This window comes from Vibrio furnissii CIP 102972 (genome assembly GCF_000176175.1).
Classification (GTDB): Bacteria; Pseudomonadota; Gammaproteobacteria; order Enterobacterales; family Vibrionaceae; genus Vibrio; species Vibrio furnissii.
In genome coordinates this window covers 449,390-471,803 of the sequence record NZ_ACZP01000014.1, presented here as the reverse complement: position 1 = coordinate 471,803, position 22,414 = coordinate 449,390, and the positions used below count along the sequence as shown (strand labels likewise).

General features: G+C 53.2%; 18 protein-coding genes. 10 read left to right on the top strand and 8 right to left on the bottom strand.

Annotated features, from left to right (window positions below):
• Window positions 1-51 precede the first annotated feature (51 nt).
• The 3 genes from rbsB to VFA_RS12360 all read left to right on the top strand — a co-directional run bounded on the left by rbsB (window position 52) and on the right by VFA_RS12360 (window position 3,037).
• The gene (gene rbsB, locus VFA_RS12370) at window positions 52-930 is read left to right on the top strand and encodes a ribose ABC transporter substrate-binding protein RbsB (RefSeq protein ID WP_004727175.1); all 879 of its coding nucleotides are present in this window, start codon (window positions 52-54) and stop codon (window positions 928-930) included.
• A gap of 168 nt (window positions 931-1,098) precedes the next feature.
• Window positions 1,099-2,016, top strand: a complete 918-nt coding sequence (gene rbsK / locus VFA_RS12365; RefSeq protein WP_004727174.1) for a ribokinase — start codon at window positions 1,099-1,101, stop codon at window positions 2,014-2,016.
• A 16-nt stretch (window positions 2,017-2,032) separates the two neighbouring features.
• Window positions 2,033-3,037, top strand: a complete 1,005-nt coding sequence (locus VFA_RS12360) for a substrate-binding domain-containing protein (protein ID WP_004727173.1) — start codon at window positions 2,033-2,035, stop codon at window positions 3,035-3,037.
• A 45-nt stretch (window positions 3,038-3,082) separates the two neighbouring features.
• Here VFA_RS12360 and VFA_RS12355 read toward each other — a convergent pair whose 3' ends face one another.
• The gene (locus VFA_RS12355) at window positions 3,083-4,003 is read right to left on the bottom strand and encodes a LysR family transcriptional regulator (RefSeq protein ID WP_232281714.1); all 921 of its coding nucleotides are present in this window, start codon (window positions 4,001-4,003) and stop codon (window positions 3,083-3,085) included.
• A gap of 107 nt (window positions 4,004-4,110) precedes the next feature.
• On the opposite strand from VFA_RS12355, the gene xapA reads away from it, so the two are divergent.
• Complete coding sequence (gene xapA / locus VFA_RS12350; RefSeq protein ID WP_172475442.1) at window positions 4,111-4,941, top strand: xanthosine phosphorylase; 831 nt, start codon at window positions 4,111-4,113, stop codon at window positions 4,939-4,941.
• 116 nt (window positions 4,942-5,057) lie between these two features.
• Here the strand turns inward: xapA and glpQ are convergent, their stop codons facing one another.
• The 3 genes from glpQ to VFA_RS12335 all read right to left on the bottom strand — a co-directional run bounded on the left by glpQ (window position 5,058) and on the right by VFA_RS12335 (window position 9,166).
• Complete coding sequence (gene glpQ / locus VFA_RS12345; RefSeq protein WP_038151703.1) at window positions 5,058-6,113, bottom strand: glycerophosphodiester phosphodiesterase; 1,056 nt, start codon at window positions 6,111-6,113, stop codon at window positions 5,058-5,060.
• 166 nt (window positions 6,114-6,279) lie between these two features.
• A complete protein-coding gene (glpT, locus tag VFA_RS12340; RefSeq protein WP_004727169.1) occupies window positions 6,280-7,650 on the bottom strand; it encodes a glycerol-3-phosphate transporter in 1,371 nt (456 codons plus the stop codon).
• A 310-nt stretch (window positions 7,651-7,960) separates the two neighbouring features.
• Complete coding sequence (locus VFA_RS12335) at window positions 7,961-9,166, bottom strand: diguanylate cyclase domain-containing protein (RefSeq protein WP_004727168.1); 1,206 nt, start codon at window positions 9,164-9,166, stop codon at window positions 7,961-7,963.
• 305 nt (window positions 9,167-9,471) lie between these two features.
• Here VFA_RS12335 and VFA_RS12330 point away from each other — a divergent pair, with 305 nt between their 5' ends.
• Window positions 9,472-11,037 carry a methyl-accepting chemotaxis protein gene (locus tag VFA_RS12330; RefSeq protein ID WP_038151701.1) on the top strand — a complete coding sequence of 522 codons (1,566 nt, stop codon included), beginning with the start codon at window positions 9,472-9,474 and terminating at the stop codon, window positions 11,035-11,037.
• Window positions 11,038-11,173: 136 nt separating this feature from the next.
• Here VFA_RS12330 and VFA_RS12325 read toward each other — a convergent pair whose 3' ends face one another.
• Both VFA_RS12325 and VFA_RS23790 read right to left on the bottom strand, forming a co-directional pair.
• Window positions 11,174-11,521 (bottom strand): DUF3316 domain-containing protein, encoded by a 348-nt coding sequence (locus VFA_RS12325; RefSeq protein WP_004727166.1) that lies wholly within the window; start codon window positions 11,519-11,521, stop codon window positions 11,174-11,176.
• A gap of 66 nt (window positions 11,522-11,587) precedes the next feature.
• Entirely contained in the window at window positions 11,588-12,040 is a 453-nt protein-coding gene (locus tag VFA_RS23790) for a hypothetical protein (RefSeq protein ID WP_140209448.1), read from the bottom strand.
• A 36-nt stretch (window positions 12,041-12,076) separates the two neighbouring features.
• Here VFA_RS23790 and VFA_RS12320 point away from each other — a divergent pair, with 36 nt between their 5' ends.
• Window positions 12,077-13,207: a lytic polysaccharide monooxygenase gene (locus VFA_RS12320; RefSeq protein WP_004727165.1), complete on the top strand. Its 1,131-nt coding sequence runs from the start codon at window positions 12,077-12,079 to the stop codon at window positions 13,205-13,207.
• Between the two features lie 136 nt (window positions 13,208-13,343).
• Here the strand turns inward: VFA_RS12320 and VFA_RS12315 are convergent, their stop codons facing one another.
• On the bottom strand, window positions 13,344-15,416 hold the full coding sequence (locus VFA_RS12315) for a sensor histidine kinase (protein WP_004727164.1): 2,073 nt from the start codon (window positions 15,414-15,416) through the stop codon (window positions 13,344-13,346).
• 190 nt (window positions 15,417-15,606) lie between these two features.
• Between VFA_RS12315 and VFA_RS12310 the strand changes: the two genes are divergently transcribed.
• The 4 genes from VFA_RS12310 (at window position 15,607) to lhgO (ending at window position 21,837) form a co-directional block, all read left to right on the top strand.
• Window positions 15,607-16,995: a sigma-54-dependent transcriptional regulator gene (locus VFA_RS12310; RefSeq protein WP_004727163.1), complete on the top strand. Its 1,389-nt coding sequence runs from the start codon at window positions 15,607-15,609 to the stop codon at window positions 16,993-16,995.
• 363 nt (window positions 16,996-17,358) lie between these two features.
• A complete protein-coding gene (locus VFA_RS12305) occupies window positions 17,359-18,366 on the top strand; it encodes a TAXI family TRAP transporter solute-binding subunit (protein WP_004727162.1) in 1,008 nt (335 codons plus the stop codon).
• A 105-nt stretch (window positions 18,367-18,471) separates the two neighbouring features.
• On the top strand, window positions 18,472-20,592 hold the full coding sequence (locus VFA_RS12300) for a TRAP transporter permease (protein ID WP_038151697.1): 2,121 nt from the start codon (window positions 18,472-18,474) through the stop codon (window positions 20,590-20,592).
• A 9-nt stretch (window positions 20,593-20,601) separates the two neighbouring features.
• On the top strand, window positions 20,602-21,837 hold the full coding sequence (gene lhgO, locus VFA_RS12295; RefSeq protein WP_004727160.1) for an L-2-hydroxyglutarate oxidase: 1,236 nt from the start codon (window positions 20,602-20,604) through the stop codon (window positions 21,835-21,837).
• 102 nt (window positions 21,838-21,939) lie between these two features.
• Here lhgO and VFA_RS12290 read toward each other — a convergent pair whose 3' ends face one another.
• Entirely contained in the window at window positions 21,940-22,344 is a 405-nt protein-coding gene (locus VFA_RS12290; RefSeq protein WP_038151695.1) for a cystatin domain-containing protein, read from the bottom strand.
• Window positions 22,345-22,414: the final 70 nt, after the last annotated feature.

Below are 22,414 nucleotides of genomic sequence, written 5' to 3'. Positions count from 1 at the left end.
ACCGGGTTCAGGGATTCCTGACCCGGTCCCCTACAATAAAGGACGATGAACATGAAAAAACTCGCAACTTTAATTTCCGCTGCGCTGCTGTCTACCACCGTTTCTGTGTCAGCACAGGCTCAGGACACGATGGCAATCGTGCTGTCGACGCTGAACAACCCATTTTTTGTGACCATGAAAGACGGCGCTGAAGCGAAAGCGAAAGAGTTGGGGTACAACTTGATCGTGCTGGATTCGCAAAACGACCCAAGTAAAGAGCTGTCGAACATTGAAGATTTGACCGTACGTGGCGTGAAAGCGATCCTGATCAACCCAACCGACTCTGATGCAGTCTCGAACGCGATTCGCATTGCCAACCGCTCGAACATCCCTGTGTTGACACTTGACCGTGGTGCAAGCCGTGGCACCGTGGTGAGCCACATTGCGTCTGATAACGTGGTGGGCGGCGAAATGGCCGGTCACTTCATCATGGAAAAAGTGGGCGAAAAAGCCAAAGTGATTCAACTTGAAGGCATTGCCGGCACATCGGCCGCACGTGAACGTGGTGAAGGTTTCATGAATGCGGTGAAGGGCAGCGAAATGCAACTGCTCGCCAGCCAACCTGCGGATTTCGACCGTACCAAAGGTTTGAACGTGATGGAAAACTTGCTGGCCGCGAACCCAGATGTTCAAGCCGTATTTGCCCAAAATGATGAAATGGCGCTGGGCGCACTGCGCGCAGTTCAAGCCTCCGGCAAAAACGTGATGATTGTGGGCTTTGATGGCACGGACGACGGTATCGCTGCCGTGAAACGTGGCAAACTGGCAGCCACTGTGGCGCAGCAACCTGACTTGATTGGTGCGCTGGGCGTGGAAACCGCAGACCACATGCTGAAAGGCGAAACCGTGGATGAGTACATTCCCGTTCCGCTGAAAATTATCGCTGAATAAGCGTCATTTACTGCTCTCTCCAGAGGCTCAGGAGAGAGCAGCGCCTTGCGCCACGCAGGTTGCGCAGGATGATACAGACAGCTTTGACGCTTTGCGTCTCGCGTGAGGCGTCAAATCTCTCTCTATTTCCGTTCCCAATCGATTTTATTCAAACTGAGGATAACCCTTATGAACAAGTTGGTGGTATTAGGTAGTGTCAATGCTGACCATGTTCTTCAAGTGCCTTCTTTTCCTCGCCCCGGCGAGACGCTGCACGGTCGCAACTACCAAGTTATCCCAGGTGGCAAAGGTGCCAACCAAGCGGTCGCCGCCGCGCGCTTAAATGCCGATATCGGCTTCATTGCCTGCGTCGGTGATGACTCATTTGGCATCAACATTCGAGAAAGCTTTAAGCTCGATGGCATGAACATTCGCGGCGTGAAAATGCAGCCGAACTGCCCAACCGGCATTGCGATGATTCAGGTCTCGGACAGCGGCGAAAATAGCATTTGCATTTCTGCTGAAGCGAACGCCAAACTGACCGCTGAAGCAATCGACCCCGATCTGCAACACATTCGTGACGCGAAATACCTGTTAATGCAACTGGAAACGCCGCTCGATGGCATCGTCAAAGCGGCGCAAGTGGCCAAAGAAGCGCGCACGAACGTGATTCTTAACCCTGCGCCCGCACGTGAATTGCCGGATGTCTTATTAAGTTGTGTGGATGTGATCACGCCCAATGAAACCGAAGCGGAAGTGCTGACGGGCATCACGGTGAGCGATGACGCGTCTGCGCAATTGGCAGCGGATGCACTGCATGGTAAAGGGATTGAAATTGTCATGATCACGCTGGGTGCAAAAGGCGTGTGGCTGAGCCAGAATGGCCGTGGCGCGCTGATCCCGGGTTTCCGCGTTCAGGCAACGGACACAACCGCCGCAGGCGATACCTTTAATGGGGCGCTGGTCACTGGTTTGTTAGAGGAAATGCCTTTAGAATCAGCAATTAAGTTTGCTCATGCGGCGGCAGCCATTTCGGTCACTCGTTTTGGCGCCCAAACTTCCATCCCGAACCGTGAGGAAGTGGACGCGTTTTTGGCCGATCATTAATCAAGGAGACCATGACATGGCAACCATGAAGGATATTGCACGACTTGCCGGCGTATCGACGTCGACCGTCAGCCATGTCATCAACAAGACCCGTTTTGTCAGCGATGAAATCGCCGAACGGGTCAACAAAGCCGCGCAAGATCTCAATTACGCGCCGTCTGCACTGGCGCGTAGCCTCAAAATGAACCGCACCAAAACCATCGGTATGCTGGTGACAACCTCCACCAACCCGTTTTTCGGCGAAGTCGTGAAAGGGGTCGAACGCAGCTGTTATCACCAAGGGTACAACCTGATTTTGTGCAATACCGAAGGCGATCACGAACGCATGAAAGCGTCCATCAATACGCTGCTGCAAAAGCGCGTGGATGGGGTGATTTTGATGTGTTCTACGTTGGCGGGCGAGCGCATCGATATGTTCGACCGTTACCCGGACATTCCGGTGGTGGTGATGGACTGGGGACCGATGCTGTTTGCCAGTGATAAGATTCAGGACAACTCGCTGCAGGGCGGTTATATGGCGACCAAGCACCTGATTGCCTGCGGCCACACACAGATTGGCTGTATCACGGGGCCGTTGATCCGCCAGCAGGCGCAGATGCGTTATGAAGGCTACAAGCGCGCCATTTTGGAAGCTGGGTTGGCGATCAATCCGCAATGGATTGTCGAAGCCGACTTTGAATGCGAAGGCGGTTATGACGCCATGAATGCCATGATTGCCCGTGGCCCGCTGCCGAGTGCGATTTTTGTCAGCAACGACATGATGGCGATGGGGGTGATTAACGCAGCCAATGAGCAGGGGTTGAGTATTCCCGACGATGTCTCGCTGATTGGTTACGATGACATTCACATCGCAAAATTCATGTCACCTGCGCTGACCACCATTCACCAACCGAAGTATCGTCTCGGCAAGGCGGCGGTGGAAACATTGCTGAAAAAACTCGATAAAGTGACCAATGAGCCGCAAGTGGTGCAATTGGAACCCACGTTGGTGGTGAGAAAAAGCGTGAAACTGCTCAACTAGCCGTTCAACCATTCAACCATTCAACCATTCAACCATTCAACCGTTCTACAGTTCGCTCGTTCGAGGGTTGAGTAAGGCCTGACTCAACTGGTTTAGCAGCGCGTCGGTCAGAGGGTGTGACGCTTTGGCAGACAGCGCGCAGATATCGGCGCGAATGGTTTCTTTCAATGCAACAAACCGCACGTGCGGCCAAGCTAAGTTGGCGTAACTGGCGGGCACAATCGACAACAATCCGCGGGTGGAAATCACCGCCAGCAGCGTATTGGGCTCCACCACTTCTTGTAAAATTGTCATCTCAAATCCCGCCTGTTGACAGTGCTGACGAATCAGCGCGGTCGAGGCGGAATTCTCTTGGCGCAGCATCACAAATTCTGCATCGCGCAACTCTTGTAGTGAGAGCTGCTTACGTGCTGCCAGCGCGTGCTGTGTCGGCAATGCGACCACCATTTTCTCCTGATACAAACTGCGCGCATGCAGCGGCGCGATCTGCATGGTGTCGGCGTAACGCACCAGTCCGATGTCGATGTGGTGTTGCAGCAGCGCCTGTTTTTGTTTCTCTGGCGATAGCTCCAACAGATTGAGCGTCAAGGTTGGGTGAGTTTGCTGCAACTGATGCAGTGCATCGCCAAATCCGGCCCAGAAAATCGAACTCATCAAGCCGAGATTCAAGGTCGCCTGCTCTTCGCGCGCACTTTGCGCCACGCGATTGAGTGAGGTTTCCAGCACGTCAAAAATACGCTCACACTCCTGATTGAGCTGTTTGCCCGCGGTGGTTAAGCGCACATTGCGTGTATCGCGTTCAAACAGCACCACGCCCAGCGCTTGCTCCAGCTCTTTAATCTGCGCACTGAGTGGCGATTTGGTGATGTTGAGTTGTTCTGCTGCTTGACTGAATTGTTGGCACTGCGCGACCTGATAGAAATAGCGCAGCATTTTCAATGTAATGCGTTGACTGAGTGGCAACATGATGGGGCTCTGATTGTGCTGAATAATCACATAATTGTGCCAAATTTTGTGATTTTGTCAGCACAGTGATTGCGTTAGAGTGATGTAAACAACATAACGAGGTGAACATCATGTCTGATCCGGTGAATCAAGCTCTGGAAACGATCTACGCGCACAAGCCTGGCTTCAAGCCTCAGGCTGCATTCATTCTTGGCTCTGGTCTTGGCGTGATCGCGGACGAGCTGGAAGACAAAGTGGTGATTCCTTACGAGGCGTTGGCGGGCTTCCCTGTCAGCACGGTCGAAGGGCACTCTGGCGAATTGGTGCTGGGCACACTGTTTGGCACACAAGTGGTGTGCATGAAAGGTCGGGGTCACTATTACGAGCACCAAAGCATGAAAGTGATGACCAATCCGGTGCGTACCTTTAAGCGTCTGGGTTGTGAATTCATGCTGGTGACCAATGCTGCGGGCTCACTGCGCCCAGAACGCATTGATGTCGGTTCGCTGGTGGTGTTTACCGATCACATCAACACCATGCCGGAATCGCCAATGACAGGCCCGAATGATGACGCCTACGGTCCCCGCTTCTTTAGCCTCGCCAATGCGTACGATAAAACGCTCCGTGAAGAGACGCTGGCGGTGGCCAAGGCGCAGAATATTCATCTCAATGAAGGGGTTTTTGTCTCCTACACCGGCCCGAACTTTGAGACCGCAGCAGAAATTCGCATGATGCAAATCATCGGCGGAGACGTCGTCGGCATGTCGGTCGTGCCGGAAGTGATCTCAGCAGCGCATTGTGGCTTGCCTGTGCTGGCGGTGTGCGCCATCACCAACATGGCCGAAGGGCTGGGGGATGTGGCGCTGTCTCACGAGCAAACACTGCGCTGCGCAAAACTGGCGGAGAAAGACTTCATCACGTTGATCCAATCTTTTATGCGCCATCATTTTGCCGCGTAATCATTGCAGCTCGCGTGAAAACGAAAGGGACGATCCATGATCGTCCCTTTTTCTATCCCCAACCCACTTGCTGTGTCGATGGGTTTTACTGTCTTTTTAATTCAGCGCAACGTCAGTTACTGCTGGTTCAGGAATGACACCGCTTTGTCCGGGAAGTCGGTAAACAGGCCATCGACTTTCACTTGGTTGTAGAACACATCCAGCATGCCATCGAAGTTTTGCGCATACGGTGCGATGCGGCCTTTATCAGCGCGGAAAGTGTACGGATGCACCACGAGGCCAGCGGCTTTGGCTTCACCCATCAATGGTTTGATGATGATGTTGTCTTGGGTGCTCTTGTCGTCCACCAGCATCGGTTTCCAAGGGCCGATACCATCGGCGTATTGCGCGACTTGCTTCATGCCGCCCGGCTCAAACATCCAATCGTAGCTGTAAGGCGTCGCGGTATCGCCTTGATAGGTCATGGTTTCATTCCAGTCGGTGTAAGCCATCAACTGCACCAGATTGAGATCCATTTCCATCGATGGCAGCAGCTCATCGTGAATGCGTTTCAGCTCGTTGGCATCAAAACATTGCAGGTAGACTTTGTCGTCTTTACTGTCGTAGCCGTACTGTTTCAACACGTTCAATACCGCTTTCGAAATGTCTTTGCCCTCATGGCGATGGAACCACGGCGCTTTGATTTCAGGATAGATGCCGATGTCATAACCGAGCGATTTGTTCAGTCCTTGGATCAGCTCAATCTCTTCTGCAAAGGTGGGCACGGTAAAGCTCGATTTCCACATTGGGAAACGGTCGGGGAATCCGGCCACTTTGTTGCCTTGGTCATCAATGTTGAACCCTTCGGTCACGCGTAGGCTTTTGATTTCCGCCAATGTAAAGTCGATGGCGTAGTAACGGCCATCAGCACGTGCGCGATCTGGAAAACGTTCGGCAACATCGGTGACGCGATCGAGGTAGTGATCGTGCAGCACCACCAATTGGTCATCCTTGGTCATTACCACGTCTTGCTCGATGTAATCGGGTTTCATGCCGTAGGCCAGCGCTTTGGCTGCCAGCGTGTGCTCCGGCAAATAGCCCGATGCGCCACGGTGCGCGATCACTAAGGGGTTGGCGTACACACTGGCACTGCAGGCCAGAGAGAGCAGAGAAAGGGAAAGCATCTTGTTCATGTGGAATCCTTGTGTTTTGCAGAGCGTGGTTAGAAAAAATCGCGCTCTGAATCGGGGGAAGAGCGCGATGAATGGGGGAGTTAACCACACCGAAATGGAGATAAAATGACACGTTCAAAAACGGGCACCTTAGATGTCGTGCCCGTTTTGCGTGAGGAAGCGTGACTTACGCGACGGCTTCCTTGGCTTCTTTTTCTGCTTTCGCTTTGTGGTGAGCGCGCTCGCCAATCAAAGCGTAAATCAAACAGATGATGGCCGTGATACATGAGCCGACGAGGATAATAAAGCCGCCGTCCCAGCCGAAGTGGTCTACGGTGTAACCCAGAATTGCGTTCGCTGCCACAGCGCCGCCGAGGTAACCAAACAGACCGGTCAGGCCAGCCGCAGTACCCGCCGCTTTCTTCGGAGCCAGTTCCAGCGCGTACAGACCAATCAGCATAACCGGGCCGTAAATCAGGAAGCCGATCGCAACCAGTGCTGCCATGTCAATCGCTGGGTTGCCAGCCGGGTTGAACCAGTAGACAAGAACGGCCAGCAGAACCAGTACCATGAACAGAATACCCGCAGGTGCGCGGCGACCTTTGAACACTTTATCCGAAATCCAACCACACAGCAGTGTGCCCGGAATGCCCGCCCATTCGTACAGGAAGTACGCCCAAGACGATTTATCAACGGTGAATTCTTTCGCTTCACGCAGGTAGACTGGTGCCCAGTCGAGCACGCCGTAACGGATCAGGTAAACGAACGCGTTGGCAATCGCAATAGACCACAACAGTTTGTTAGAGAACACGTACTTAAAGAAGATCTCTTTGGCCGTCATCTCTTTTTCGTGTGAGGTGTCGTAATCGTCCGGGTAATCGTTTTTGTACTCTTCGATCGGTGGCAGACCACACGATTGCGGTGTATCACGCATGGTGATCCAGATGAAGACTGCAACCAGAACCGCGAAGAAGGCAGGCACGTAGAACGCAGTGCGCCAGTCGTCGTTGAACATCCACAAACCCAGCAGGAAGATAGGACCGATCAGACCGCCACCGACGTTGTGCGCGACGTTCCATACCGAAACGATTTCACCCCGCTCTTTGCGCGACCACCAGTGCACCATGGTTCGCCCACAGGCTGGCCAACCCATGCCCTGGAACCAACCGTTCAGGAACAACAGGATGAACATGGCCGTGATGCTGCCGGTTGCCCATGGCATAAAGCCAAAGCAGAACATGACCAATGCAGAACACAGCAGGCCGGCACTGAGGAAATAACGTGGGTTGGAACGGTCAGACACGCTGCCCATTAAGAATTTAGATAAGCCGTAAGCGATCGAAACCGCAGCCAGTGCGACACCGAGATCGCCGCGGCTGTAGCCTTGCTCGATCAGATATGGCATGGCCAAGCTGAAGTTCTTACGAACCAGATAGTAACCTGCATAGCCTACAAAAATACCGATGAAAAGTTGCCAGCGTAGACGTGTATAAGCGCCCTCAACCCGATCCGGCGATAGCCGTTCGATGTGAGCTTGTGGTTTGAAAATCCCAAACATTGGTGACCTCATTTATTTTGCGATGGTTTTGAAGTGCGAACGAGAAAAATTAGTTTCGTTCGAAATTTCGTGAATTGTTGTTCGAAAGTATTCTTATTTCTGTGATAAATGTTGCATGTGAATTAATTTGAACATAAAAACAAATGATTAGTTTGCAAAATTATTGAGTTGCTTCAAACTTTTTACATAAATTGTGTTTTAGTGAACGCTTATAAATGATTGTTTTTGCTCGAAAAGGCGTAAGTGAAGTGAGGGTATTTTGCTAAAAATACCCATTCGAAAGTTCGTTGCGGGGATAAACGGCGAAAAATTATTCGATGACGAAACCACCTTTGCCGCCAGTTTTGGCTTTGTACATGGCCGCATCGGCGCGCGCTAACCAAGTTTCTTCAGACAGGTGCAGGGAATGATCAAGCAACGTTGCGCCAATACTGCAACTGCATGGAATGGCGTGGCCCTCAATCTCGACGCTGGCTGGCAGGCGATCGAGGATGCGCTGACACACTTCGCGCATGTTCGCGAGCGGATCGTCTAATTCCGTCAGAATGATGGTGAACTCATCGCCCGCCAGGCGTGACACGAAATCTTGCGGGCGAATTGCATCTTGCAGCACGTGGGCGAAAATTTTCAATAAGCCATCGCCGATATGGTGCCCATAACGGTCGTTAGCCAGTTTCAGACCATCCAAATCTAGAAATAGTAACGCTGAGCCGTGCTGTTTATAGCGCAGCACATTGGCGAGCGATTTCATAAAAAAGCTACGGTTGGGCAGGCCAGTGAGCGCATCATGGTAGGTCTTAAATTCTAAGCTGCGCTGAAAGGCGCGCAGTTCAGTGACATCTTGACCGAAGATGTAAAACCCGCCGCGATTCATTTCATCCGGAACCAATTTAAGGTGCAAGACACGCAATTCGTTGGTGAAGAACAGCGTGTTGTCGAAGGTGACGGTTTCGCCTTGGCGTACGCGTTCAATAAACGGCGCACTGTGTGAAAATGATTCGTCGCCAATCAGGTTTTCGATGGTTTCACCAATCACCTGATCCAACGTGGTGTGAAAGTACGCTTCGTAGGTTTTATTGGCGTACAGGTAACGGTTGTGTGCATCAATCTGGGCAATCAACACTGGCAAGCTATCGACAATGGTGTTGAGGTGCACATTCATGCGCGGGTTGAGTTGTCGGTTGCGACTGATATCTTCGATCACAAATGAGACGTGTTTTTTCTCGTTCTTGTCCACCAAGCTGACTTTGATGATGCACCAGTTGAGGGTATCGGGCGTAAAGCCGTGTTTGATTTCAAAAATGTGCATGACCTGTTTGCCCTGCACCAAATCATCAATGATTTGGGGGACGCTCAATGGCAACGCGAGGTTCATCATCGGGGTGATGTTGTGCTGTTCGTGAAGATGAGTCAATTGGTGAAAACGCTCATTCGCGAGTTCGATCAGGCCATCGAGATCGGTAATCGCGATGCCGGCGGGGGATTGGTCAAAGTAGCACTGTTTCAGCTGATCCATTGGCGCATCCTGAAATGGGTCGTGTGGCATAGGTCAATCACGTCGTCTTTGACGTTGTTTTTGAGGCGTCATCGAAGGACAAGATTGAGTTAAGTTTAATTGATTTACGCTCAGCGCCTGCATTCGTCGGATCGTGCGGCCTGTTTTCTCAAATTAATGTGAGCATATCGCTATAAAAATGTAACAGGAAAATAACATGTCTCGTATTTGGTATTAGTGTGACAAGGTATTGATAGAATTGATGTGTGTCAAGATGGCGACAAATTGCGCGTGTTACACCTTTGTTTACGACTCACTTCCGATAAATGAAGAACTTACTCAGCATGGCCGCGACCGAGAATAAAGATTATCCGGAGAATATCAGTTTTATCTCTACCACCCAGCCTTCCAGCCACATTACGTATGCCAACGAGGCGTTTTGCGATATCGCCGAATATTCACTTGATGATCTGCTGACGCAGCCGCATAACATGGTGAGGCACCCAGACATGCCCAAAGCGGCGTTCGAGCAGTTGTGGCATTACCTCAACCAAGGACACAGTTGGATGGGGATTGTTAAAAACCGCTGTAAAGGCCCGCGGCACTATTGGGTGTCGGCCTTTGTGACCCCGATAAAAGATGCCCAAGGCAACATCGTTGAGCATCAGTCGGTGCGCTCCAAACCCAGCAAAGAACAAATCGCGCGCGCCGAGGCGCTCTATGCCAAACTCAATCAAGGCGAATCGGTGTCCGTGCGACGCTGGCCTGTGATGCGCCTTATGCAAGGGGCAGCGTGGCTTGGCCTGCTGGTGAGCGCCGGTTGGATGTGGCAGCAACATGCTTGGTTGCCGGGCAGCGTGTTGTTGGGCATTCAGTTGAGTGTGTTGCTGGGGCTGAGGCACTTGCACAAACGCCATGCGCAGCTGTCTCAGTTGGCTCGTGAAGCGTACAGCAACCCATTGATGGAAAAAGTGTATACCGGCCATTGCGATGAATGCTCGCCAGTTGAACTGGCGCTGATGATGCGTAAAGCGGAGCTACGCGCTGTGGTGGCGCGTAGCAGCGAAACTTCGGGACAGATTCTCAAAGATGCGCAGCGTGAACTGGGCAATACGCGGGATATTGAGCAAGCACTGGTGCAGCAATTGCAGGAAACCGAGCAGGTTGCCACTGCGGTGGAAGAGCTAACGCATTCTATCAACGACATTGCCAACAGCGCCTCGGCGGCATCGCAATTGACCGAGATTGCTCAACACGATTCGTTGTGCGGACTGGCGCGGATCCGCGACACCGTGGTGCAAGTGAATGCGCTCGATAGCGAACTGGCTGACAGCCAGACCATTTTGACCACGCTCGCTAAGCACAGCCAGCAAGTGGAAACCATTTTGGATGTCATCTCGGCGATTTCAGAACAGACGAATTTGCTGGCACTTAACGCGGCCATTGAAGCCGCGCGCGCTGGTGAATCGGGGCGCGGGTTTGCGGTGGTGGCGGATGAAGTGCGCCAACTAGCGGCGAAAACAAGTGCGTCAACCAGTGAAATACACACCATGATCGCCGAGCTGCAATCGCTCGCAACCCAAGCGGTGGCTTCCATGCAGCGTGGTTCAGCGCTCTCTTCGGCCTGTAAGCAAGCAGCCGATTCGACGGGTGGGGTGATTCAAGACATTGCGGCCAAGCTGGGACAAGTGACGCTTGAAAGCCAGCAAATCGCGGCGGCGGTGGAGCAACAAGCCAGTGCAACGCGTGAAATTACCGCCAATGCGGTCAACATCAAAACGCTGACGCAGCAGAATTCGGATGCATCGTCGTCATCGGTGCAGCGCACGCGTCATCTGGTGCACAATCTCGAGCAACTGCAGCGGTTGATTCATCAGTTTGAGCGTCACTAACTTGAGCGCGATTAACTTGAACACGATTAACAGCTGATGCCGTGAGGGCGTTCCCACGCGGGGACGCTCGTGGGCAGGCAAACAGGGTGAGCGTGTCACTCACCCTGTTACCTGAACGATGGCGCGGATTGAAGGATTAACTGTTTTTCCCTTCACGCACGGTGTATTGGTAGTCCACATCCACCACGGCGCGATATTGAACTTGACCATCCTGCTTCGCAAAGGATTCAACCTTCACTTCGGCGTCGCTCACTTTCAGTGTGTTTTGGACCAGTTTGGTGTCATACACATTGAGCGCGTTGGCCAGCTCGTTCGACGGCATTTTTTTCAGCGCATCCACCTTGGCAAAGCCGGCATCATACGCTTGTTGTTCCGAGGCATACGCGTGGGTGGTTAGCGTCGTTTCGTGCTCAGTGGTGCCAATGGATGCCCATGCACCAGCACTAAGGGTCATAGTCGTTAAGATCACAAGTGCTTTCTTCATAACTTTTCTCCTGTTGTTGTGCGATATGCACGCATTCATCTTATGAAATCTTCTGTGAGGAGTCCGTCAGCGTGCGTCAGTCTTTGGATAACGTCTGTTTAAGATTTCTGACAAACGCGGATTTGGTGGTGGATTTTTCAACAGTGTGAATTTAATGACCAAAGATTGAACGGCGATTGACCTGCCGCCGACAGGCGAAAGTTTGAAGTGACTCGAAGCGAAATGTGATGACAAGAAACCGCAGACGCCGCTTTGGAAACGACCCATCAGTTTGACGTTCAAATCATGCGAAATTGCCATGGCATGGCCTGTGTGATGACAAATTCTTGCTAGCTTTGTTGAGCCCCTGCGGCGTGCGCATGGGGTCGCTTCAACGTCAGTGAAAAAGGATAAATCATGCAAAAGATGCTTCAAGACTATTGTTTTCAACACAATCGTTTTCAACACCATCGTTGTAAAAACAACAATCTTCAAAACAACAGTTTTCAAAACAATCGGCTTCAAAACAATCGGCTTCAAAACAAGGTGCTTCAATGCGGGGCGCTTAGCGCCTTGATGCTCGCAAGTACGGTTTCGCTGCCGGTCGCCGCCCATGGTTGGGTGGAGTTTCCCAGTGCTCGCCAGAATACTTGTTATCAGGATGGCGGCTTTTGGGACAACACCATCCCTAATGCGGCGTGTCAGGCCGCGTTTGATGAATCGGGCGCGTTTCCGTTTGTACAGCGAAATGAAATTTCAGCCAACGTGCCTAACTATCAGGATATGGCGCATGTGCAAGCCATTGTGCGCGATGGTTCATTGTGTTCGGCGGCGGACAGTGCCAAATCGGGCTTAAACGTTGCGTCACCGGATTGGCAGAAAACCGCCATTACGCTGGATGCGAATCAGCAGATCGAACTGGTGTTCAATGCCACCGCGCCGCACAGCCCGTCCTACTGGCAGTTCTATTTGACGACGCCGGAATACGATCAGGCGGCCCCGCTCACCTGGGCGGATTTAGAACTGATTGACACCGCAGGCAATGTCGCGGTCGGCGACGATAAAAAATACCGCATTGCGGTGACTTTCCCAGCTGGGCGTAGTGGTGATGCGGTGCTGTATACCCGTTGGCAGCGTGAAGATGCGGCGGGCGAAGGGTTTTACAACTGTAGTGATATCTCTTTTGATGGCGGCGCGGCACCCACAGATCCCACCGATCCGACGCAGCCTGCTGCACTGACGGCGCTGGGTTATTTTATTGCGCAGGGCTTCGGCCCGGTCGAATCGGGGGATAGCGTGCGTTTTCGCACCTTTGATGCCAATGGCAATGAACAGGTTGACCTCAGCCTAGCCATCTCGGCCAACAACACCGCGACTTGGGCGGCGGAACTGGCGGGGCAATTTAATCAATTGACGAATGGGGCATGGTATATCGGCATCTGGCATGAGGCGATGGGCCACTACATGTTTGATACCACCAATATCTACGCGAATCAGGTGTTGGCGCCGAATGCCACCTTCAGTTATCAGTTGTCTCTGATCAAAGGCGAAACGACGCCGCCGACCGGACCGGACAACGCATGGAGCAGCGACGCCATTTATAACGCGGGCGATGTGGTCAGCCACAATGGCCGCGAATGGACAGCGCAGTGGTGGACGCAAGGGGATGAACCGGGCACCACCGGCGAGTGGGGCGTTTGGCGTTAGCCAAGCCAGCGTGCTTGTTTGATGGATGAAAGAGGTTTGATGAATAAAAAGAGGCGTGAGTGCCTCTTTTTTTTATGGCGTGATGTTACGTGACGGGAGGTGAGTGCATTTTAACGGGCTCGTGGTTTTAGTGGGCTCATGCCGAATCAGGCGGATTGAGGGTCAGCATCACTTCAAACGTCATGCCGCCTTCCGGGTTGTTGACCGCGCGAATGGCGCCTTGCATATCGCGCACGCTGTTGGCGGTGATCGACAGCCCCAAGCCCAATCCTTCGCCCATTTTTTTGCTGGTTTGGAACGGCTCAAAGATAGTGGTGAGTTGCTCTTCTGCAATGCCGCAGCCGTTGTCACGTACACGCAGTAACACGGTGTCTGCATCGACCACTGCACTGATGATCAGTTTGGGGGCTGGCTGCTCTTGCATCGCATCGAGTGCATTGGTGACTAAATTGCCCAGCACTTGGCGCAGGCGTTGGGCTTCGCCGCGTACCAATGGTAGATCGGATGACATTCGCACGCGCACATCCACGCGTTCCAGACGCGCCTGATGAACGCGCAGGATCTCTTGTAGCGCATCCGGAATGGAGACGGGCGCCAGCGTTTCGGGGCGATTAAAAGCAAACGATTTGAGCTGTGTGGTCATGTTCGCCATGCGATCGATCAGCGTGTGTACCAGCTTCATGTTGGCTTGCGCGAGCTGAGTTTCACCGCGCGCCAGCAGCAATTCATTGCTCGACAGCAGGGTGCGCAGCCCCGTCAATGGCTGGTTGAGTTCGTGGGTGATGGCGCTCGACATGCGCCCGAGTGCCGCCATTTTACTGGCCTCAATCAGCTCTTGTTGGGCCGACTTCAGTTCTGCGGTGCGCTCTTCCACTCGGTGTTGCAACGCTTGGTTCGCCGTCTGTAGCGCGATTTCGGCTTTTTTGCGCTTACTGATGTCGAGGATCGTCACCAAATAATGGCGCTTGTCTTTCCATTGCACGGAGGTGAGCGAGAACAAAATCGGAAACAGGCTGCCGTCGCTACGCCGTGCCATGGTTTCGACGGAGGTGATGTCGGCCAGCTCCTGATTGCGCGCCAAGTTCTCAAGCAGCAGCGGAATGGTGGCATTTGGGTTGCCAATATCAAACAGCTCCCATGCGCGCACGTTTTTCACCATCAACTCCGACAGGCTGAAGTAGCGTTTCGCCATCGGGTTGATCTCTTCAATACGGCCCGTTTCATCGAGCAACAACAACCCGACGTGGGTTTTCTGAATCATGTTGCGTTGTCGCTGCTCAGACTCTTGGACAATGTCTTGTAGTTTGCGCTGGCTGAGCTGTTTTTGGTACTGCTCGTAACGCAGCGTGCCAAGCAGCATCAGCAATAACACCGCCACCACGCAGCTCATGCTGAGCCAATTGACCGTTTGATAGAGCGATTTCATCGGTGTCAGATAGGTCAACGTCCAGTTTAAATCATCCAACGTGACGGATTGTGCAAGGTACGGATCCGATTGTAAATGCCACTGCACCAAACGCGCGTCGTTGTAGAGATGAATGGGTTGGGCGGCATTGGTGATGTGCGGATGGGCGTTCAGCCAGTCGGCATTGTATTGCGGGCTGCTGGAAAGAAAGTATTGGCCGCTGGCGTTTTGAAACAGGATCAGTTCATCATTGGCAAACCATTGGTCGGCCAGCACGCTGAGGTCAATCTGCACCGCGACGATGCCGACAATGTCCAGATCGATGTAGATTGGCGCCGCCAAAAAGTAGATCGGCGTGGCCCCGATGGCTTTGGTGACAATCGAAATTCCTTCGCGTTGCTGGTGAATTTTCGCCACGATCGCATCGCCGTCATGGCCATTCCAGTTCTCGGCGTCTTTGCTCGACACCAACACGTCACCACTCGGCGAGAGCACGTACCACCCTTTGGTGTTGGCGGCTTTATCGAGTTGGCCCAGCGTGGTTTGCATCTCCTCAATCACCGACGCATCGCCGCTGAGCAAGCGTTGGCTGATGGCCTCATTGGTGATGAGGTAGGGCAGATGGTAAAAGCGGCGCAGCGTTTGACGCACATCGCCAATGTAATCCAGCAAGCGCTGCTCACCGTGGCTTTGCGCCTGTTCCAACTGCCACTGCTTGGCAATCGTGGTCGATGCCGTTTTCACGCCCAGAATCAGCAACAGCGCCAATATCACCCATCCCAACTTTTTCTGCGCTAGCGTCATTGTTTCACTCATTCCATGTGTCGAAGGGACACTATAGCGCGCTTGCGTCTGGTGTCAGCGGCCTTGCCCGCGTTCCTTTGCCTCAATCACACTGTTTGTTCCGCTCGGCAACCCAGAAGTGAGAAGCAGCTCCTTTCTTTGCGGCGTCTTTTTCCTTACCGTATCGCGAGATAAGAAAAGGAAGCATGGCATGAGTAGTCAGGACGCATTACCGATCGCGTTAATTGAAGATGATGACATTGTCCGTCAGGCCACCAGTCAGTGGTTGCAACTGGCGGGGTTTGATGTGTGCGGGTTTGCCGATGGGCGAGCGGCGCTGGAAGGGTTGGCTGCGCAGCGCTTTGCGACCATCATCAGTGATGTGCGTTTACCGGACTACGATGGCGTCGAGATGCTGTCTGAGCTGAAGTGCTTGCAGCCGCATACGCCGGTCATCTTGATCACCGGCCATGGCGATGTCGACATGGCAGTCAAAGCGTTGCAAAAAGGCGCCTACGATTTTATTGAAAAACCGTTCAATCCGGATCGCCTGTCGAGCACGGTGGCGGATGCGGTCAACAAGTTTCACAGTGAAGCGCAGTCGCAAGACCGAAGCCAGTATCTCTCCACCCTGCAAGGGCTGGAGCAAGTCCTGATTGGACGTAGCAAAGTGATGACGGCGCTGCGTGAGCAAATCGCCAAAGTGGCGGCGATTGACACCAACGTCATCATCTACGGCGAAACCGGCTGTGGTAAAGAGCTGGTGGCGACGTGCTTGCATCAGGAAAGTCCGCGCCGACATTTCAATTTTGTGCCGATCAACTGCGGCGCTATTCCGGAAAGTTTGTTTGAAAGCGAGCTGTTTGGCCACGAAGCGGGCGCGTTTACCGGCGCGGTGAAAAAGCGCATCGGCAAGTTGGAGTTTGCCGACAAGGGAACGCTGTTTCTCGATGAAATCGAAAGTATGCCACTGTCGATGCAGGTCAAAGTGCTGCGGGTGCTGCAAGAGCATGTGGTGGAGCGCGTCGGCGGGAATCAGAAAGTGGCGATCGATTTACGTGTGATTGCGGCGGCCAAAGACGATCTGCTGGAGCATCCGGAATTTCGTCAAGATTTGTTCTATCGCCTCAACGTGGCGCAGCTCTATTTGCCGCCGCTGCGTGAGCGTGACGAAGACGCGTTATTGCTGTTTGAACACTTCACGCAGCAAGCCAACCCACACACCCGTGTGGCCAGTGATGCAGATCAGCATGCGCTGCTCAGTTATGCGTGGCCGGGCAATGTGCGCGAGCTGCGCAACGTTGCGATGCGTTTCGCACTGGATGAATCGCTGACGGTGGGGGAAATTCTGGCCAGTCGCCCGAATACCACCACCGAAGAAGCCAGCGCCGGGCTGCCGCTGTCGATTCAGTTGCAAACCTTTGAGCGCAAAGTCATTCACGACGCATTAACTCGCCATCGCGGCAGCATCAGCGACACCATGAGAGAGCTGGATCTGCCGCGCCGCACGCTCAATCAGAAAATGCAGAAGTATGGCCTCAATCGCAGCGATTACACACAGGATGAAGAAGAGCCGCGTTCCCAATCCAACGGCAAGTAATTTGGGATAGGCAAAATTTTGCTCATATAGATTTTGAGGTATTTATTAACATCGATCACAATTCGTTAATGAGTTGTGATCAAAAACCGCAATCAGCACGGCTTTTTATGCGTCCCCATCGGCGAAATTTTGCTTATGCCTCATCGGGCGAATCAGCGGATTTTTGCTCATTTCGCTGCTTTGTATTCATTATTTCAAATCAATTCAATCACTTAGTTTTTGGCATCTTCTTTGCTCTATCGGGATAGACCTAAACAATCGACTCGGGCGGCGGGCATTCGTTTTCAGCCCATCACCGCACGGTCGATCGGAAGGGTGACTCGCTATTTCCGGCGAACAACAAGAATGACACGGAGAGTAAAGATGAAACACAAACGCCTTGCCAAAACCCTACTGGCTGCCGCCGCTTCTTTTGGCCTGCTTGCTGGCGCGCACGCGGCGGAAGAACGCAGCTACATTATGGCGACTGCCTCAACGGGCGGAACCTATTACCCAGTTGGTGTTGCTCTGGCGACACTGAGCAAAGTTAAACTCAGCCCGACTTACCACTTCTCCCTTTCTGCGATCAGCTCTGCGGGGTCGGGCGAAAACGTCAAAATGCTCAACGAAAATGAAGCGCAATTTGCGATTCTGCAAGGCTTGTACGGCGCGTGGGCTTGGGCGGGTGAAGGCCCTTACAAAGAGCGTCAAACTCAACTGCGTTCAGTGTCCATGCTGTGGCAAAACGTCGAGCACTTCATTGTGCGTTCTGATTTAGCGCCCAACGGCAGCATTTCTGACATGAGCAATATGGCTGGCAAGAAGTTTTCTATCGGGTCAAAAAACTCCGGCACGGAATTTTCTGGTCGTCAGATCATGAAAGGGCTGAATGTTGATCCCGATAGCTTCAATCTGGCCTATCTAGGCTACAGCGGCAGTGCAAGCGCGCTACAAAACGGCACGATTGATGGCATGAACACGCCAGCGGGTGTGCCTGTGGGCGCGGTGACTCAGGCGTTTGCGGCGCTGGGCAACGACATCAAAATTCTGTCGTTCACCGATGAGCAGATCAAACAAGCGAACGGCAACTATGAGCTGTGGACCAAATATGTGATTCCAGCCAACACCTACCCGGGTTTGGATAAGCCGATCACCACCATCGCGCAGCCAAACTTCCTGGCGGTGCGTGACGACGTCTCTGATGAAGATGTATATCAACTGACCAAAACCATGTACGAAAACCTCGCGTTCCTGCAAGGCATTCACAAAGCAACTAAAGCCATGGCGATTGAAAAAGCCATCGCTGGCCTGCCATTGCCATTGCATCCGGGCGCGGCGCGTTACTACAAAGAAGTGGGTATCAACATCCCGGCTCAGTTAATCGCTGAGTAATGCTGCAAGCCGCCTCGTGTCGTGCGAGGCGGTATTTCTCATTTTCTATGGTTAATTGTGCCCGGCGTGCAACGGGCATTAGCTGTAGAGCCGTGGAGTATGATGATGAGTGAACCACTGGATCAAGAACTACAAAAATACGAACTGCCGACCCGTGATGCGTTTCCGTGGGTCGCTAAAACCATTGCTACGCTGGGGGTGCTGCTGTCGCTGGCGCACATCTGGTTTAATACCTTTTCAACCTTACCGGAACTGTGGATCTCTGCCACCCACTTTGCTGGCTTTGCGATGATCTGCGCGCTGTGGTACCCGGCCAATATTCGTTGGCGCGATAGCAAAATCGCGCTTGGCGTTGATGTGATCATCGCCTTGGCGGCGTTGGCGTGTCTGATTTATATCCCTTTGGCGGAAGATGCACTCTATGCGCGCGGCGTGAAATTCGTCACCAGTGACTGGGTGTTTGCCATTCTGGCGATTGTGATTGTGATTGAAATGATTCGCCGCACCATGGGCTGGTTTATTCCGATGTTAATCCTCGTGTGTTTAAGCTACGTGGTGTTGTGGGGCAAATGGGCGAGTGGCATTTTCCACTTTCCGGGACTGAGTATGGAAACCCTGCTGTACCGCAGTTTCTACTCGTCGGAAGGGATGTTCGGGTCGATTTCCCGTATCAGTTGGAGCTTTGTCTTCATGTTCATCCTGTTTGGCGCCTTTTTGGTGCGCTCCGGGGTGGGCGATTACATCATCAACGTTTCCCGAGCGGCTGCGGGTAAAGTGATTGGCGGCCCGGGATTCATTGCGGTGCTTGCCTCGGGCTTGATGGGATCGGTGTCGGGTTCTAGTGTGGCAAACACGGTATCGACGGGCGTAATTACCATTCCGATGATGAAGAAAGCGGGCTTCCCGTCGCGATTTGCTGCCGGGGTTGAAGCGGCTGCATCCACGGGTGGGCAGTTGATGCCACCGGTGATGGGCGCGGGGGCGTTCATCATGGCGTCGTACACGCAAATTCCCTATGTCGATATTGTTGCGGTGTCGTTTATTCCGGCGCTGATCTATTTCTTGTCTGTGGCCTTTTTCGTCCGTATTGAAGCCAAACGCAGCGGCGTGCAGAAGGTGACCACCAGTGAGGAATCGTTCCTCAAAGTCTTAGTCTCGGGTTGGCATAACCTGATCCCCTTGGTGGTGTTGGTGACGCTGCTGGTTAAAGGATTTACCCCGACGTATGCGGCGGGCCTGTCGATTTTGTCGGTGATTGTTGCCTCTTGGTTCTCGAAAGAGCATCGTATGGGCTTCAAGGAAATCATTGATGCGCTGGAGCAAGGCGCGAAGAACATGGCCACGACCGCCGTGCTTTTGGTGGGCATCGGGTTGGTCATTAACGTGATCAGTACCACCGGCATCGGTAACACCTTCTCACTGATGATCGATAACTGGTCGGGCGGCGATCTACTCACCATGTTGGTGCTGATCACACTGGCGTCTTTGGTGCTCGGGATGGGGCTACCGGTTACGGCGGCGTACATTGTGTTGGGCACACTCTCTGCGCCTGCGCTGTACAAACTGATTGCAGAAAGCCAGTTGGTTGACATGATTGCTGCGGGCCAGTTGCCTGAACAGGCCAAAGCGATCTTCATGCTGGCAGCGCCGGATAAACTGGAACTGCTCAATGCGCCGATGGCGCTGGAAAACGCCAAAGCGTTGGTCGATCTGGTGCCGGCGGATTTCCTCGATACGCTGCTACAACAAAGCTTGGGTCTTGAAGCGGTGGGCTTAGCGCTCCTTTCTGCGCACCTCATCATCTTCTGGCTGTCGCAAGACAGCAACGTGACGCCACCAGTGTGTCTGACGGCGTTTGCCGCGGCGACGATTGCCAAAACTCCGCCCATGCGCACCGGCCTGACGGCGTGGAAAATTGCCAAAGGCTTGTATCTGGTGCCGTTGCTGATTGCGTACACGCAGCTGATCGACTGGGATCCGGTCACCGTGATGACGATCGGTTTCTTTGCCATCGTGGGTACGTACGCCATGATCGGGGCGATCGAAGGCTTCTTGGAAGGCCCGCTTAACTGGTTGATCCGCGCTGTCTTGGCGGTGATCGGGATTGCGCTGGTGTGGCCAAACATCCCATTGGCGATTCGCGTGGTGTGTGTGGCATTGTTTGTGGCGATTTTCATCTACAGTGGTCGACGTCCGAACGTCGCGATGAAAGCGGCGTCGGCTTAAGGAGTACACATGAACACTCATTTTGATTATGTGATTGTTGGCGGCGGCATTGTGGGCGTCTCGACGGCTTGGCAACTCAAGCAGCAATACCCCGACAAGTCGATTTTGCTGGTGGAGAAAGAGGCGGGCTTCTCCCGCCATCAAACCGGCCACAACAGCGGGGTGATCCACGCGGGCGTCTACTACGCGCCCGGCAGCCTCAAAGCCGACTTTTGCAAACGTGGCGTCGAGCGCACGGTGTCGTTCTGTGCCAAACACGATATTCCGGTGGAGAACTGCGGCAAACTCTTGGTCGCGACCAATGCGGTTGAGCTGGAACGCATGCAGGCACTGTTTGAACGTTGCCTGCAAAATGAACTCGATGTGGCACTGCTGGATGCGGCGCAGCTCAAATTGGCGGAACCCAACATCACGGGGCTTGGCGCGATTTATGTCAAAACAACCAGCATCGTCAACTACCGTTTAGTGACCGAGAAAATGGCGGAAGAGTTCAAAGCATTGGGTGGCGAAGTGTGCCTGAGCACCGAAGTGGTGGGGCTGAACGAAACCGAGCAGGAGATCAGCGTGCAGTGTCGTTACAAAGGCTCGCCGATCACCTTCCACAGTCAGTTTCTGGTGTCGTGCTCTGGCCTGATGGCCGATCGCATGACCAAGATGCTGGGGCTGGCAACAGATTTTCAGATCATTCCGTATCGCGGTGAATATTATCGCTTAGCGCCCAAACACAATCAGGTGGTGAAACACCTGATCTATCCAATTCCGGATCCGGAATTGCCGTTTTTGGGCGTGCACTTAACGCGCATGATTGATGGTTCGGTCACGGTTGGACCGAATGCGGTGCAAGGGTTTAAGCGCGAAGGTTATGGCAAAGTGAACATCAGCGTGCGCGATGTGTGGGAGATGCTTCGCTTTAGTGGTTTTTGGAAAGTCACCGCGAAGAATCTGAAGACCGGATTGGTGGAGATGAAAAACTCGCTGTGGAAACCCGGCTATCTGCAACTGGTGCGCAAATATTGCCCGAGCATTGAACTGACGGACTTGCAACCTTATCCGGCGGGGATTCGCGCTCAGGCGGTGTTGTCGGATGGTACTTTGGTGCATGATTTTCTGTTTGCCGAAAGCCCGCGCAGCTTGCACGTGTGCAACGCACCATCGCCCGCCGCAACCTCGGCAATGCCGATTGGGGAATACATCTGTCAGAAAATCGCACAGAAAGCGCCGTCCGCGCAATCTCAGGCGGCGTAATCTGACCGAATATGACAAAAGGGGCGTTCGCCCCTTTTTTGATCGCATGCGTTTGACTTCATGGGATTGATTGCAGTGGTTTAGCCGCATGGCGCGTCCCAGTTAGCTACACAAGTCGCCCAGCGTTGCACCTTGGGTGATGGTGAGCTCACCATCAAGCGTGCGATACACCACCGCATGCCACACTTGACCATCCTGCGTGTCGAACGCCAGTGCGTAGTTGGTGCCATTCACGACCTGCGTTTTCACTGCAAGAATCGATTTCAGCCGCACATTGTTGCCCATCTGCGCCAGCACTGCGTCTACCGCTTGTTCTGATTCCGGAGAGACTTCGGCGTCGTGCCAGCCTCCGGCCAGCTTCTCATTGCTGCACATGGCACTGCTGGCATTGTCGGTCACCTGCGGCGCTGCGTTTTGGGTCGAGTTGCCTTCTGCTGTCGATTGCTGAGCCTGATCGCACCCGGCCAGCAGAATCAGACCGAGGCAAGGCATTACGAACTTTTTCATACGAGACCTTTTGGTTTACACATCGTTAAGGGTTAGACTTGCGTCCTTCGCTCCATTACGTTGTACTTCC

Excerpts from the sequence above, each read along its gene's own strand:
- rbsB (WP_004727175.1), top strand. The coding sequence starts at position 52 with ATGAAAAAACTCGCAACTTTAATTTCCGCTGCGCTGCTGTCTACCACC.
- rbsK (WP_004727174.1), top strand. The coding sequence starts at position 1,099 with ATGAACAAGTTGGTGGTATTAGGTAGTGTCAATGCTGACCATGTTCTT.
- VFA_RS12360 (WP_004727173.1), top strand. The coding sequence starts at position 2,033 with ATGGCAACCATGAAGGATATTGCACGACTTGCCGGCGTATCGACGTCG.
- VFA_RS12355 (WP_232281714.1), bottom strand. The coding sequence starts at position 4,003 with ATGTTGCCACTCAGTCAACGCATTACATTGAAAATGCTGCGCTATTTC.
- glpQ (WP_038151703.1), bottom strand. The coding sequence starts at position 6,113 with ATGAACAAGATGCTTTCCCTTTCTCTGCTCTCTCTGGCCTGCAGTGCC.
- glpT (WP_004727169.1), bottom strand. The coding sequence starts at position 7,650 with ATGTTTGGGATTTTCAAACCACAAGCTCACATCGAACGGCTATCGCCG.
- VFA_RS12335 (WP_004727168.1), bottom strand. The coding sequence starts at position 9,166 with ATGGATCAGCTGAAACAGTGCTACTTTGACCAATCCCCCGCCGGCATC.
- VFA_RS12330 (WP_038151701.1), top strand. The coding sequence starts at position 9,472 with ATGAAGAACTTACTCAGCATGGCCGCGACCGAGAATAAAGATTATCCG.
- VFA_RS12325 (WP_004727166.1), bottom strand. The coding sequence starts at position 11,521 with ATGAAGAAAGCACTTGTGATCTTAACGACTATGACCCTTAGTGCTGGT.
- VFA_RS12320 (WP_004727165.1), top strand. The coding sequence starts at position 12,077 with ATGCTCGCAAGTACGGTTTCGCTGCCGGTCGCCGCCCATGGTTGGGTG.
- VFA_RS12315 (WP_004727164.1), bottom strand. The coding sequence starts at position 15,416 with ATGACGCTAGCGCAGAAAAAGTTGGGATGGGTGATATTGGCGCTGTTG.
- VFA_RS12310 (WP_004727163.1), top strand. The coding sequence starts at position 15,607 with ATGAGTAGTCAGGACGCATTACCGATCGCGTTAATTGAAGATGATGAC.
- VFA_RS12305 (WP_004727162.1), top strand. The coding sequence starts at position 17,359 with ATGAAACACAAACGCCTTGCCAAAACCCTACTGGCTGCCGCCGCTTCT.
- VFA_RS12300 (WP_038151697.1), top strand. The coding sequence starts at position 18,472 with ATGAGTGAACCACTGGATCAAGAACTACAAAAATACGAACTGCCGACC.
- lhgO (WP_004727160.1), top strand. The coding sequence starts at position 20,602 with ATGAACACTCATTTTGATTATGTGATTGTTGGCGGCGGCATTGTGGGC.
- VFA_RS12290 (WP_038151695.1), bottom strand. The coding sequence starts at position 22,344 with ATGAAAAAGTTCGTAATGCCTTGCCTCGGTCTGATTCTGCTGGCCGGG.